This is a genomic window from Microseira sp. BLCC-F43 (genome assembly GCF_041929235.1).
In the GTDB taxonomy this organism is placed as follows: domain Bacteria; phylum Cyanobacteriota; class Cyanobacteriia; order Cyanobacteriales; family Aerosakkonemataceae; genus Microseira.
In genome coordinates, this window is record NZ_JBHFNP010000361.1 from 1 (window position 1) to 13,686 (window position 13,686).

11 protein-coding genes and 1 pseudogene are annotated in these 13,686 nt (G+C 43.9%); 5 read left to right on the forward strand and 7 right to left on the reverse strand.

From position 1 onward, the window contains the following. Positions 1–211: 211 nt before the first annotated feature. Positions 212–610 carry a hypothetical protein gene (locus tag ACE1CM_RS47580; protein WP_374886629.1) on the forward strand — a complete coding sequence of 133 codons (399 nt, stop codon included), beginning with the start codon at positions 212–214 and terminating at the stop codon, positions 608–610. 42 nt (positions 611–652) lie between these two features. Continuing rightward, entirely contained in the window at positions 653–805 is a 153-nt protein-coding gene (locus ACE1CM_RS47585) for a hypothetical protein (protein ID WP_226573879.1), read from the forward strand. Positions 806–999: 194 nt separating this feature from the next. Here the strand turns inward: ACE1CM_RS47585 and ACE1CM_RS47590 are convergent. The 3 genes and pseudogenes from ACE1CM_RS47590 to ACE1CM_RS47600 all read right to left on the reverse strand — a co-directional run. After that, positions 1,000–1,179: pseudogene (locus ACE1CM_RS47590) on the reverse strand (IS701 family transposase); the annotation flags it as partial. Positions 1,180–1,448: 269 nt separating this feature from the next. Continuing rightward, positions 1,449–1,871, reverse strand: coding sequence for a DUF309 domain-containing protein (locus ACE1CM_RS47595; RefSeq protein WP_374886630.1), 423 nt, complete (start codon positions 1,869–1,871; stop codon positions 1,449–1,451). Between the two features lie 100 nt (positions 1,872–1,971). Next, positions 1,972–2,340 carry a ferredoxin thioredoxin reductase catalytic beta subunit gene (locus ACE1CM_RS47600; protein ID WP_374886631.1) on the reverse strand — a complete coding sequence of 123 codons (369 nt, stop codon included), beginning with the start codon at positions 2,338–2,340 and terminating at the stop codon, positions 1,972–1,974. A gap of 372 nt (positions 2,341–2,712) precedes the next feature. Here ACE1CM_RS47600 and ACE1CM_RS47605 point away from each other — a divergent pair, with 372 nt between their 5' ends. Beyond that, positions 2,713–4,023, forward strand: coding sequence for a glycosyltransferase family 4 protein (locus ACE1CM_RS47605; protein WP_374886632.1), 1,311 nt, complete (start codon positions 2,713–2,715; stop codon positions 4,021–4,023). 454 nt (positions 4,024–4,477) lie between these two features. Here the strand turns inward: ACE1CM_RS47605 and ACE1CM_RS47610 are convergent, their stop codons facing one another. Continuing rightward, positions 4,478–5,647 carry a DUF58 domain-containing protein gene (locus ACE1CM_RS47610; protein WP_374886633.1) on the reverse strand — a complete coding sequence of 390 codons (1,170 nt, stop codon included), beginning with the start codon at positions 5,645–5,647 and terminating at the stop codon, positions 4,478–4,480. Between the two features lie 221 nt (positions 5,648–5,868). Between ACE1CM_RS47610 and ACE1CM_RS47615 the strand changes: the two genes are divergently transcribed. Further along, complete coding sequence (locus ACE1CM_RS47615; RefSeq protein WP_373872737.1) at positions 5,869–7,092, forward strand: type IV pilus twitching motility protein PilT; 1,224 nt, start codon at positions 5,869–5,871, stop codon at positions 7,090–7,092. Positions 7,093–7,176: 84 nt separating this feature from the next. Then, entirely contained in the window at positions 7,177–8,970 is a 1,794-nt protein-coding gene (locus ACE1CM_RS47620) for an LIC_10190 family membrane protein (RefSeq protein WP_374886634.1), read from the forward strand. A 270-nt stretch (positions 8,971–9,240) separates the two neighbouring features. Here ACE1CM_RS47620 and ACE1CM_RS47625 read toward each other — a convergent pair whose 3' ends face one another. From ACE1CM_RS47625 to ACE1CM_RS47635, 3 genes are all read right to left on the reverse strand, one after another. Next, positions 9,241–10,887: a glycosyltransferase gene (locus ACE1CM_RS47625; protein WP_374886635.1), complete on the reverse strand. Its 1,647-nt coding sequence runs from the start codon at positions 10,885–10,887 to the stop codon at positions 9,241–9,243. A gap of 397 nt (positions 10,888–11,284) precedes the next feature. Further along, a complete protein-coding gene (locus ACE1CM_RS47630; RefSeq protein WP_374886636.1) occupies positions 11,285–12,214 on the reverse strand; it encodes an NAD-dependent epimerase/dehydratase family protein in 930 nt (309 codons plus the stop codon). Between the two features lie 194 nt (positions 12,215–12,408). Continuing rightward, a complete protein-coding gene (locus ACE1CM_RS47635; RefSeq protein WP_374886637.1) occupies positions 12,409–13,653 on the reverse strand; it encodes a glycosyltransferase family 4 protein in 1,245 nt (414 codons plus the stop codon). Positions 13,654–13,686: the final 33 nt, after the last annotated feature.

Here is a 13,686-nt window from a genome sequence, read left to right on the forward strand (position 1 = left end):
GAAAGCATCCAAGTTCGTCGCTTTGTCCGGTATATACTAGGCGAAGATATTGAGTAATTACTGTAGGGTGCGTTAGGCGCGGCATTTAATGTTGCTACTTTGGCAAAAAATGAAAATCCGCGCCGTAACGCACCAACCTACATGGTGCGTTACACTTCGTTAACGCACCCTACTTAATAAAATAGTAAAATAGCAGCCGCAAGTTAAACCAATGATACTCTACCGTCCAGTCGGATTAAAAGAACTCGAATTAATCGCTCAATCCGACTTTAAAGCATTTCCCCCTCGACTTCCCGAACAGCCCATTTTTTATCCAGTCCTCAATTTTGAATATGCCGAGCAGATAGCAAGAAACTGGAATACAAAAAGCAATAGTTTTGCTGGCTTCGTGACTAAGTTTGAAGTCGAATCCGACTACGCCAACAAATTTGAAGTTCAAACCGTTGGTAGCCGAATTCATCAGGAATTGTGGATACCTGCTGAAGAATTGGCAGAATTTAACCGTCACATCATTGGTAGAATTACAGTTGAAGCAGCTTACTACGGCGAGAATTTTCACGGGGAGATAGACCCAGAAACAAATTTACCGACAACCATCAAACTAGCATAAAGCTTTTCCCACGGAAACGCCAATCAATTTGGAGGTAATGTTATGAGCGAACTGAAAGAAGTTTATCAAGCGATCGCGCAAGCAGTCCAACAGCAACTTGCCCAAGAATATCCCGCTGAAAAAACCTACGTATCGCCCCAAGAAATAGCAAAAAAAATCCAAACAAAAAACCAGCAAAAGCCGGATAAAACATAAAATAACTCTGGCAAAAATAACTGGGTCAGGCAGGATGCCCACCCCACAAAAATAGAAAATTTCTTGTGGGGTGGGCGTCCCGCCCGCCCTTCAAACGATCTGAACAGAACTTTTGCCAGAGGTCTAAAAATTAAGGAGGTGAACGCCATGATCGACATGCAAACCGCTTACAAATTAGCCGCAACAGCCGTGCGCCAACGGTTCTGTCCAACCTTCTGTTCATCAGGCAACCAGACACCATGGTTACTTCTAATAGCTACAATAAAATTCAGTTTTAATTCTTCTAAGCATCCTAAAAAAGTCGTTTCACTTTCTCCGGACAAACTATCTGCTAGTATCAATTCTATTTCAAATCCCATTTGCTCAGATATCATCCCTATATGCAGATGTTTAAAAGCCTCAAAACTTCTGACATCTGAAAACAGATTTCAGATGTCAGCGCCATATACATCTACAAAATTGAGGGTTGGTCGAGCTGGACGTGGCTTATCCATAAGCTGTTTTCCCTAATTATACTCTCATCAGAGTGACAGAAGAGCGATAATTACGCCCAACGTGGCTCCAATTCCTGGAATTGCATCAAGCACACCAACAACAATCGCTAGAACCAGAGAAAACTTGACCCCTAACAAAGAGAACTAATTTAACCCGGCATTACTTTCAGTATTTTTGGCATTGGCAAATCTCCATCGCTGCCCCTATAAGTGCCATTTTTTTGGAAATATTCGACAAATTCACCGATATTTTCGGATCCACTTTGTTGTAAAGCTATTAATAAATCGCTACTTTGTACAATTAATTCTTCTACATTTATATCAGCATAAATTGGCTGGTAATACCGCAATCGATTAATACCTTCTCCTAATAAAATTGCGGATCCCCGCCAGTTTTTGTTACCTAAATGATAGAGGGCAACTGCTATTTGCAAGATGCCCTGATAAAAGGTTTTATCTGGCTCTGTAGATTCCATCCACAGAGCCTCAAGTGTATCGTGACAGGCGTAGAATTCGCCTTGGTTAAATTGTTCTACGCCTTCGGAGAATTGTTGCGGCACGGTTTCGCTCATAATGAAAATTTCAGATTTCAGATTTCAGATTTCAGATTTAACATTGGCTCAATTTATTCAATCCAAAATCTAAAATCTAAAATCTAAAATTATGTCAAGGTTATCCCATGTTGCCTCTTACTTCTTTGATTGTTGCGATGCTAATTTCCTGGATTTCACCAGCGAAGTCGTTGTCTGGAGTGAGGAATAACATGCAGTGACATTCTTTGCGTTCGCGCATGGGAACGCAAGGACAGTTCCAGAAGGCGGCTTTGACTTCGGCTTCTTTGTCTTCGTAGTGACGACAGGGACAAAGGGGTGACCCAAGTTCGTCTTTGTGCTTCGCCAGTCCTTCAATTACCACCGCTGTGACGGCGGGGTCAACGCAGAAATATGTTCCGGTACTTTTGGCGTACTGTTCGGAGAATTTCCGCATTGCTTCTAGGTTTTTGTCCGTTGATACGTTGCTTTCGGTTTCGGCAGTGTTCATGGCGATCGCTTTCTCTCTCGATATCTTGAATTTTATCGTAGTACTTTTGGTTTATCTAGACCGGCCTATAGTTCGTAGGTTTAGTTACTGTTAAATAACACTTACATATTTGATTAAATTTACTAATTAAATTTCCCTGATTTTTTGTTGGTTTATGGGGGTCTACTTAGTGTATTGTGTCACACTCATAATTTTTTGGTCTTTAGCTATACTCTTGAAGCCTTTGCAGGCAAAGGTCTCTAAATATATCTGGTTAAAAAAATATTTTTTCCTACTATACCATATTCTCGGTTTTATGTAAATATGATTATAGATATTGAGTCACCAATCTACTTGCTTCAGTTTTTTTTGGTGTTTGCACAGTTGTATTTTATGGTAAAGAACAAAGAAAACGCTCTGGGTCTGCGCGCGCTACTCCTTGCGAATGATTGCAATCCTGACTGGCCTTCTATACCAGCCTGGACTTACAAGTTTGCCCGCACCATCGCTAATTACATTGATGTTGTGGTTGTTACGCAAATTCGGAATAAGCCAAACATCGACCGAGACGGAATGGGCAAGGCCAGAGTCGTTTATCTAGATACAGAAAAGATCGCTGCCCCCCTTTACAAGCTAGCGGAAGCGATGAGTGGTGGTGCGAACATGGGCATGACAATTAAAACGGCGATGGGTTATCCCAGCTATCTAGCCTTCGAGTGGGCGGCCTGGAAACACTTTCGCCAAGATTTGCGAAATGGGCAATTCGATGTCGTTCACCGGGTCAGCCCACTGTCACCAACGATACCGAGTCCGATAGCAAGCTGGAGCAGGGTTCCTTTCTTGATCGGGCCGATTAACGGCGGTCTGCCTTGGCCTGAAGAGTTCAAAGCTGAGATCGATCGCGGGCGGGAATGGCTGAGATACTTCCGCAAAGCTTACAAATTGATGCCTTACTATCAGTCCACGTATAAATGTTCGGCTGCTATTCTTGCGGGTTTCGATCACAGCATCGCCGAATTGCCGACTGTGGCGAAATTGAAGACAATCAACTTTCCCGACCCCGGCCTCGATCCAGATCTGTTTACCCTGACTTCCAGACCCAAGCAGGAGCAGATGACCATCCTGTTTGTCGGGCGGCTAGTTCCCTACAAATTGCCAGAAGTCGTTATTCGCGCTTTCGCTGGCAGCTCAATTCTGCGGCAACACAGACTTCTCATCGTTGGCTCTGGACCTGCGCGTCCAAGACTTGAGCAGATGATTGAAGCGCAAGGTCTGGGGAGGTGCGTTGAGTTACTGGGTCAAAAAACCCAAGCCGAGGTCGGAGTACTGATGCGCCAAGCTGATATCTTTGCCTTTCCTTCTATTTGTGAATTGGGCGCTGGGGTGGTTGTTGAAGCAATGGCCTGCGGCATGGCTTGCGTTGTGGTTGACTACGGCGGACCTGCGACGCTGGTGCAGCCAGATCGGGGGGTTAAAATCCCTATGGCAGACTTGAACCATCTTGTGTTGCGTTTTACAGAAGAACTAGAACACCTCGTCAAAGATCCCGACCGCGTTGCACACTTAGGACGCGCAGCACACCACCACGCCATAACCTACTATTCATGGGATGCCAAGGCTCGCAAGACTTTAGAAATCTACAATTGGGTCACTGGTCGCCAGCAGGTCAAACCTGATTTCTGGGACCAGCCTCATCTCTCTTAGGACCCAGGCAAAGAAACAAGGGTGATATGAAAAATCCTTGGTTTGGCAACCAGAGATATGCATACCCGACGCTTCGCGAACGACGGTCGAAACCGGGTTTCTGGCAATGCCCTTGCATAAGTCCTGTCTCTGTGTCAGCCTCAGCGTGAATCCCTCAGGACTTACGCAAACACCAAAGTTTCTTGGAAAAATCGTGGCTTTGTCAGCTAAAGATCTACGCAGAAACCCGGTTTCTAGGATCGTCCTCCGTAAGTCCTAGAAATATCTCGTGGTTCCACTCAGTGGTTGGTAAAACCCGCCCCTACTACCGGACGTGATATTACACCTTAAATTTTCTCTCCTCAGGGGAGAAAGACTCCCCTCTCCTTGCAGGAGAGGGTTTGGGGGAGAGGTCTTTCTGTCCCAGCTTGGGTTGGTAGCCTGTCCAAATGCTTCGCCCTTTGGGTGTATTCCACTAAGTGGCAAACCGCGATAATGGGGATTGCAATTGCAGTTGCAGCGATCGTTCTGGATCGATCGTGTAGCCAGATCGGTCTTGATGGAAGCTATTTTTATCCTGAGTTAATACTCGTGAAGGCCAAAGGATATATCGACTCCCGGCGGGAAGAGATTTAAGGGTTTGCGGGGTTTGCGTCAGCCAAATTAAGGGTTGATTGGGTAAATTATTTGCCGTTGCTTCTTCTGGTGCTTCCACAGATGCCAATGCTTCTAAAACGACGCGGTTACCATGTACTAAACCAGTTCCTGCTGTCCAGAGTTTAGCGTTTAACTGACAGCGACTGGCGTAGAAGTAAAGCGAAGCGGCGGCGATGACGGCGCTTTCAAAGTCTTCTTTCTGCCAAGCGAATGCACTATCGAGACAGATAATAGGTTCTTGTCCGCCGGTAAAGACTTCTAATTCGCGCACCCTTAATTCGCCGTAACGGGCGCTGGTTTTCCAATGGACGAGGCGGATGGGGTCGCCCCAACGGTAGGGTCTGAGCGATCGCGTCAAGTCTTCGGTGGTAGATTTAGAGCGGCGATCGCGGCTTTCATATTGCGGCGTTTCTTGTTGTCCCATTTCATCCATCAGCGGACAGCTCGTCAAGGACAATACGGTAGGATAAACGATCGCCGTCGCTGCAACTTGGCGCTGTCGCCGACACCAAAATAAACCTAAAGGCGTTGCAGTTCTTAACTGTACTGTATGCCAGCGATATACGCCCCGGCGGGTGGTGGGGTGATGGTAAACCCAGCGGTAACTTTCTTGGGGTGCTATGGTTTCGATGACTTGTTGTACCGGCTGACCCAGGATAAAAGGTATCGTATCTTGGACTTGCAGCAGGGTTTTCGGTTGGTTGCTCTGATTTTTGATTTCTAATTCAATGTTGAGGTGGTCGCCAGCGCTGATGGGTTGGATGGGATACCGTTGGATAGATATGCCTTTGAGCGATCGCGCGGGTAACACTGCCGCCATTATCAACAGCGCAAAACTAATCCCGCTGATAACATAAAGCCATCCAGCCATTGTATTGATCGCAGAACCAAAGAAGCTCAGCGCGAACCCTAAAAACACCCAACCGTTGTAAGCGGGGTTCACCCAGCGGGTTTCTAACCAGTCTGCCATCCGAGCAACGATTTTCATAGCAGATAATCAGATATAAATCTGTAATTTTTGTAACAAAATTTTTGAATAAAATGCAAAAGAAAATGCCACAACCGTGTAAACACTGAATAGAATTTGAATAGAGTTACGACTGGCCTGTGCATTGGTGCTTGAACTTTTTAGTAAGCATTACCGTTTTTATAGCTCCTCCAGGCAGGTCTACCAGTTTCAGTTTACATGCTAGCCAAAACAAAAAGACTATGAACGGTTCAACAACACCTCGCACCCGGTTTAACGAATCTGAGCCACCACCAGTACCGCCTGCTCAAGCACAGCCACAACCACCCCGCCAGCGCCAGATGGTTCCATCTATTGAACGGATGGTGAGACACGCAGCTAGTCAGCAAGCTTCTGACATTCACATCCGGGTGGGAGAAGTGCCTAGATATCGGATACGCGGTCAGATGATGCCGCTGGGAAATCACGATAAAGTGACGCCAGAGTTGTTTGAACAGTATCTAGCTGAAATTTTGACGCCTAAGCAAAGACAAACCTTTGCCGACACCCACGAACTGGATACGGCGATTTACTACCCCGGTTTGGTGCGCTGTCGGGTGAATTGTTTTGAAGCGCTGTTGGGTGGCGCGCTGGTGCTGCGGTTAATCCCGTTGGATGTGCCTTCGATTGATAGCTTGGGATTGCCGTTGGTGATGAAGGATATCGTACAGCGCCCCCAGGGACTGATTCTGGTAACGGGACCGACGGGTTCGGGGAAATCAACTTCGATTGCGGCGATGATTCGCTACATGAACGAGACGATGAGTAAACACATCGTTACAATTGAAGACCCGATCGAGTTTGTACACACGTCGCAAAAGTGCCTAATTTCTCAGCGGGAAGTAGGTTTGCACACCCACGATTTCCACGATGCGCTGCGGGCGGTGTTGCGGGAAGACCCGGATGTGATATTGATTGGGGAAATGCGCGATCGGATCACGATTGACACCGCGCTCAAAGCTGCCCAAACAGGTCACTTGGTATTCGGAACCCTGCACACCAACAGCGCCATCAATACCGTTAATCGTTTGCTCAACGTCTATAATCCAGATGAACAGCAATCGAAGCGGATCATGATTGCCGAGGCTTTGATAGCAGTCGTTGCCCAAATCTTGCTTCAGACAACCGATGGTCGGCGCTGTGCGGCGCACGAAATCTTAATCAATACCCCGGCGATGCAAGATTTCCTCGCTAAGGGTAACGATGAAGAAGCTTTCCACTTAATCGAAAACGGTTCCGATGAGGGAATGCAAGTTCTCAACCAAGCACTGTGCGATTTGGTGCTAATGGGCAAGATTAGCGGCGATGAAGCAGTGAAAGCATCTCCAGATATCGGTGACTTGCGGCGTCGGGTTCGCAACGAAGGGGTCGATCCGGCGCGCGCCAGTCGCGATTATATTCAGGATACTGGTTACAGACCTAGATAGTCAGTGTCCTGTATTCTTGACCAAATTTAGACCCCATCGGATGCTTGGGCATCGGGTGGGGCTTAAATTTGGAGATGATCCCAAATGATGTTAATTTTCGCGCCCCAGATTGGGCAATATAGTCGTATATTCATCCATCCCCAATCCCCAATGCTCTACTTTATTTTTGCTTGGACCTTACTGATTATTGCTTGCTGTTCGATAGGAACGGCTTTGCTAAATTTGTTGCGAGCAGACTGTTTTGAGCGAGTAGGCGATCGCTTTACAATTTCAGTTTGGCTGGGAGTAGTTATCCTGGCAATTTCCCTGCTGGCAACATCCCTAGTTTTTCCCTTATCTCCCTCGGTGGGGGGAATAATTATTTTGTCTCTTATTTTAGGGTCTTTTTTATTACAAAAAACCTGGAATGAACTTTTCGCGCTTATATCCAACCTATCTCCCCGGTTAATTTTCGGATATTTGATTTCAGCCCTCGGTGTCGCTGCTTTAACCACTCGACAGGTAACGTGGATTGACACGGGTCTTTACCATTATGGTGCGATTAAATGGTTAGCTCAATTTGGCGCTGTTCCAGGGTTAGCGCTGGTTCATAGCAACCTGGGTTTTACCTCATCCTGGTTTGCCTTCGCCGCCCCTTGGAATGCTGATATTTTCGATTCTCGCGTCACTGCGATCGCCAATGGTTTTGTCTTTTTAATCGCTTTATTGCATTTCCTAATTTGTCTAGCGCAAACTTTCACAAATCAAGCCCAAATCAGCGATTGTTTCGTAGTAATTTATTCGGGTATTATTTTACCATTCGTCGCTACAAATAATCTGATGGCGGTGATTTTGGTATCGCCTTCTCCCGATTTACCTATCCTTTTTTTCACTCTAGTTATAGCTTGGGCAATTTTGATAATTTCCCATCCCATAACGTTGCCATTACAGGAAGTGAAAAATATTTTAGATGCTAAAACGATACCAATAATTCTTGCAGCTGGGGCAGTGACAATGAAGCCAACTGCCCTACCTTTATTATTGATATCAGGGATTTTTTATGTTGTCGGCAAGGGATTGAATTTCCGACGAATTTTGATGGGTGTTGCTCTAACTGTTTTGCTGCTTTTACCCATGTTTAGTTTCGGAATTATTACCTCTGGATGCCCGGTTTTTCCCGCAACTTTTTTGTGCGTCGATTTACCTTGGTCTTTAACAGCAAAAGCAGCCAAGGGTGCTGCCAAAGGTACTCATGAGTGGACAAGTTGGTATGCATCACAACAACCAGAAAAAAATTCTATTTTCTGGTTGTTGTGGCAGTGGTTTAATGATGCCAAATTACACCAAGTCATGGCTTTGCTAATTATCATCTCAATTATATGTTCTATCTACATCGTGCGAAGCGCAAATCATCAAAATCGCGGACAACTTTGGTTAATAGCATTAGCCGCTTCAGGAATTACATTTTTAATGTTCACAGCGCCTTTTTTCAGATTTGCACTGGGGTATTTAATTATTCTGCCTGCTTTATCAATGGCTATCTATTGCCGAAAAAAGTTGGGTCAGATTTGGCATCAAATTGCCGAGAGATTTACTGCTTATTATCAAAGCAGAGATTTTAGGAAAGTTTTTCTGGGAGTTACTCTTTCTTTAGCGACCCTGACTAGCATTTTATTGTTTAATAAAGCAACTCAATCGCAACTTCTTTTACCACCTCAGCTACCCGAAGGAGAATTATTACGAAAACAAGTAAACGGTATAACCTATTTTTCTCCCAAGCCTGGGAGTCTATGTTGGAGATCAGAATTACCTTGTGGGTTTAAGATTGAAGACTATGTAAAACTGCGCGATCCAGAGCAGGGAATTAAAGCCGGGTTTGTGCGGAAAAACGAGAATTGATCCGACAGGACTTACGTGAAAAAGAAGCAATTAAAACTTACATTCCGCACCCTCAAGTGTCATACTACAGATTTTTAGGCAAAAGCTCATCTGGCAACAGGCAACAGGAAGAATATTTTCTAGGTTAAACAGTCTCAAAAGTTACGCGGTTCTTGCCTATAATTCCGAAAAAACCGATTGTGACAGTTGAGGGTGCGGCATGTGGGTTAGATGACACAAATCATTTTTGTATCCGCCCAACGGCCATGTGCAGGCTACTTCCAAGTATCTTCATGGTGTTATTTCTGGTTTGACAGCTCTAACTACGATTGAAACTTGGTAACTAGGGTCGCGGTAATCCAACGCTTGTTTTTTCAGTTCCTTAGCTGCCATTCCTTGCAAAAAGGCAGTAGCTGCCAGCACATTTCCATAAGTTTCCACCTGAACGTTATCCTTGGGAAAAACTTCTTCAAACAGCCGCTGTGCAGATACACTTGTGAAACCCCAGTGCCAGCAATAATTCCATTGAGAATCGCAGAGTTGGGTAATGCTTGGAAGAGTTACTAGCGCAACTCCCCCTGGTTTTAGGATGCGATAGATCGTCTTCAAAGTAGTTCGCAAATCGTAAATAAATTGAAGCGTTTGTGTCAGGATCAGGCAGTCAAAGGTATCGGATAAAATAGAGTCTGCCTCAGCTAAATCGCCGACAATAGTTGCATAGGGGTTACCTTCTACGGCGTGCAGAACGTCGCTGCGGGTGACGCGATCGCCCCCAAATTTCATTGTGTAGTAGGGGTCTCCAATCTCCAGCACGCGACCTCGAATGTCATCAGCATGACTAGCAAGAAAGTTCTCAATATAGTATCGGTCAATCGGCTGTCCTCGGTCGATGCCAAAAACTGAGCTGATGGGGGTCAAGCGTTGGAAGCTGCCCAAATTCACCCAACCCACTGCGGGCCAATTTTTATAAGTCTGTTTTTGAGTTTTTAGCCAAAGCAGGAGGGGAACTAGCTGTCTCGGCGCTATTTCTATTTGTCCTTCTAGCCAATTGATAAACTTGATGGGATCTCGGACAAGTTGTAACAAGCGAAATAGTATCGGATGTTGGCAAGCCCACAGCTGACTTTGTAGAGCTTGCCAGATTTCAGTATCCTTGACATTGCGTTCTAACAAATACTGTTCTACCCATTTGAGGAAATTCTGACGCTCCGAATAGATTTTCCCTGTTTTTACTGAGATAATCGAGCTATTCTTTGAGTGATGTCGAGACCTGTCCCAACAACTACCTGCCACAAATACAGGTTCTTGAAGATAGACTTTGGTATAAAAAACCATGTCTGAGTAGAGGTCGCGGAAAGTCTCTTCAAATTCACCGATCTTTTCAAATACTTCGCGCTTTATGAGGACACTAGAGCTAGATGCTTTGGTGCTTTCATCTTGTAAAAAGAGTTTGAGCAGATTTGGCGGCTTCACCAGTGTATTGGATTTGATCCCCAATCGGGTTAAATGGTCGCCTTTTTTGAGGCTTTCAGCATCTCCCGTCCAACTGTACCAAAATTGAGTACGCCCATAGAGCATCGCAGCCTCAGGCTGGGATTCCAGGATTGCTACCTGCTGTTCAAGTTTATTGGGCAACCAAACATCATCACCGTCTAAGAAAGCGATATACTTACCCTTAGCATGACGAACACCTAAGTTGCGCGAAGCACTCATGCCTCGATTTTGGCGACCCTCATGCTCGAGATAGTATACCTTCTCCGAGTGTTGGTCTGCATAGCGACGAGCGATCGCAGCACTCCCATCGGTAGAGGCATCGTCTACAAGCAAGAGTTCCCAGTTGTCATAGGTTTGGGCAAATACGCTCTCAATTGCTTCCTCGATAAACTTCTCTTCATTCCAGAATATAGTGATGACAGAGACTAATGGCTTGTTACTCACGATCCTGTTACCTTTTATTTCAACTTTAGCTTAACCTAACCTACACATTAATTAACTCAAGTTGCTAGGTAATAGGTTGTGACATTGGTAATTGGTAATTGGTAATTGGTAATTGGATTGATTGGCAGTCTACTCTTGAGTCATCAACCCGGTTTATGAGTAGATTTCTCCCTGTCAAACCCACGATTTTTCAGAGCGCCAAAGTTTCTTTAGCGTCAAACCCACGATTTTTCAGAGCGCCAAAGTTTCTTTGGCGTCAGCAACCCGGTTTATGAGTAGATTTCTCCCTGTCAAACCCACGATTTTTCAGAGAAACCGGGTTGATTTGCCAAGCGATGTAACTAGCAACTTGAGTTAATTAGTAAATTGCTCGTTTTAATTACAGTCAAGCCAATAATTATTCCGAAAATGAGGCAATTAAAAATGGCATAGCTGACTCTAATGACCACTGAGGAACAAAGTTGAGAACAGAAGATATTTTGGAAATATCAGCGAGTGAATGCTGGATGTCACCTAAACGTGCAGGGGCAAATCTAACTTGCGATTTCCACTGGGGAAAGTGAGCTTTTAAGATGTCAACAAGTTCGAGTAGAGTTATAGCTTTACCCGTACCTAAATTACAACTTAAGCAGGAACCAGGAGCAAGGGAGAGGGTTAAGGCTTTGGTAAATGCGATCGCCACATCCTTAACATACACAAAATCCCGCGTTTGCGTCCCATCCCCATAGATAGTAATCGGTAAATTCTGCTGCATTGCTGACACAAAAATCGAAATCACTCCAGAGTAGGGCGAGTTAGGAACTTGGCGGGGACCAAACACGTTAAACATGCGTAACCCTACAAACGAAAAATCAAAGGATTTAGCAAACAAATTGGCATACTGTTCGCACACCAGTTTTTGCAAGCCGTAGGGAGAAAGCGGGGAAGTAGGATGATCTTCTGAGATCGGCACTTGAATAGGGTTACCATAAACCGCAGCAGAACTGGCAAAAACTAGACGAGGAACCTTCAAAGCCTGAATTAGCTGCATTACAGAAATTGTTGCAGAAATATTGTTATGATGAGCCTCTAGGGGATGCAACCAAGATTCTGTTACCGAGGGAGTCGCAGCTAAATGGGCAATACCATCAATTTGCTCTGGAAAATCTTCCGGTTTACAGGCAGAAATGTCTTTTTTGAGGAATTTGCTCCGAGGATGTTTGGTTAAATTTTGTAGCCGACCTGTCGTCAGATTATCAACGACTGTGACGCTGTAGCCTTCTGATAAAAGCTGTTCGGTAACGTGAGATCCAATAAAACCGGATCCGCCAGTGACAATAAAGTGCATAATTCTATACTGATAAACTCTAGTTGACTGTTATTTGTGATTTCTTAATTTTATTATACTATTTTATAGTTCATTTTGCATATTGCCTAATCTAATAATTACTTCAATTACCACTAGATTAAAAATATAATTAATTTCCTCACAAATTTGGAATACAATAACTTGTTTGGCTGATTTAAGCAAACATAAATAATTTAAAATTGTTTATGTTTGCTTAAATCAGCCATAGCGAATTTAATATTTTCAGCTACCGCTTCCCAAGAATATTTTGATTGTACTAAATCATAAGCATTATTTGCCAATTTTTCCTGTAAGGCACGATCTAACCACAGTTTTACAATAGCCTCAGTCATACTTTCCACATCATCTCCGAGTAATAAATGCACACCATTTTCAGCGTTTAAACCTTCAGCCCCTTTAGTGGTACTGATTACCGGACAACCTGCGGCAAAGGCTTCTAAAATTTTAAACCTTGTTCCCCCTCCTTTATACAGAGGCACAATCATAACACTTGCACCAGCTAGATAAGGTCGAATATCTTCCACCTCTCCTGTGACGATAATATTAGAATTTTGTTTTGCTGCATCATACATAAATTGATTTGCACCACGTCCTACTAATAGCAGGCGACTATCTGGATAAACTTGTCGAACTTTTGGGTATATCTGGTTAATTAGTAACTCAGCCGCTTCACTATTTGGAACATAGCCAAAATGCCCAGTAAATAAGATATTTAATTGGCTTTTTTGCAATCCAATCGCCGGTTCACATTCACCCAAACCTACACAATCATAATATTTTAAATTAATCCCATTGGGCACTAAATAACTATGAGGAATTGCCCCATATAATTTTTCTAACGAATTTTTATCTTGCTTGCTGCAAACCCATACTTGAGCGGATTTTCTAATTAAATCATTTTCTGTAAACTTGATTTGCGGGAGATGCAGTTTTTTTCTAGCCCAACTTCTGACACTGGCAACAGAACATCTGAGTGTTTCAAAAAGAGAAGCCTCTACATTATGATCATCAAAAATTATTTGACATTGATATTTTTGCACAACTGATAAATAGTGATATAGCCATAATTCCTCAATGATGACTACATCAGGCTGAAAGCTTTTCATTATCTCGTTTAATTGTGCTGCCGCAGGCTGGAGATATGCCCAGTAATCATTTAATCCTAGTAGGCGTAACCACCAAATACCACGTTGTAACCTTAGCCAAAGTGAAGGATGTTTAGCAACATTATAATGATGCCAGATAGTTACACCTTCAATCGCTTCATTGCTAGAGTCTTCATTAAACACTGAAAATACCGCAACCGGGCCAAAATTCATCATTATATTAATATTTTGCCAATTACGCATCGGCACACCACCTAATGGCGGATATGTCATTTTTGTAATAAAAAGAGTCCGAATTTTAGGAATAGTCATAGATAAAGTAAAAGTAATTTGCTGGGTATTTTT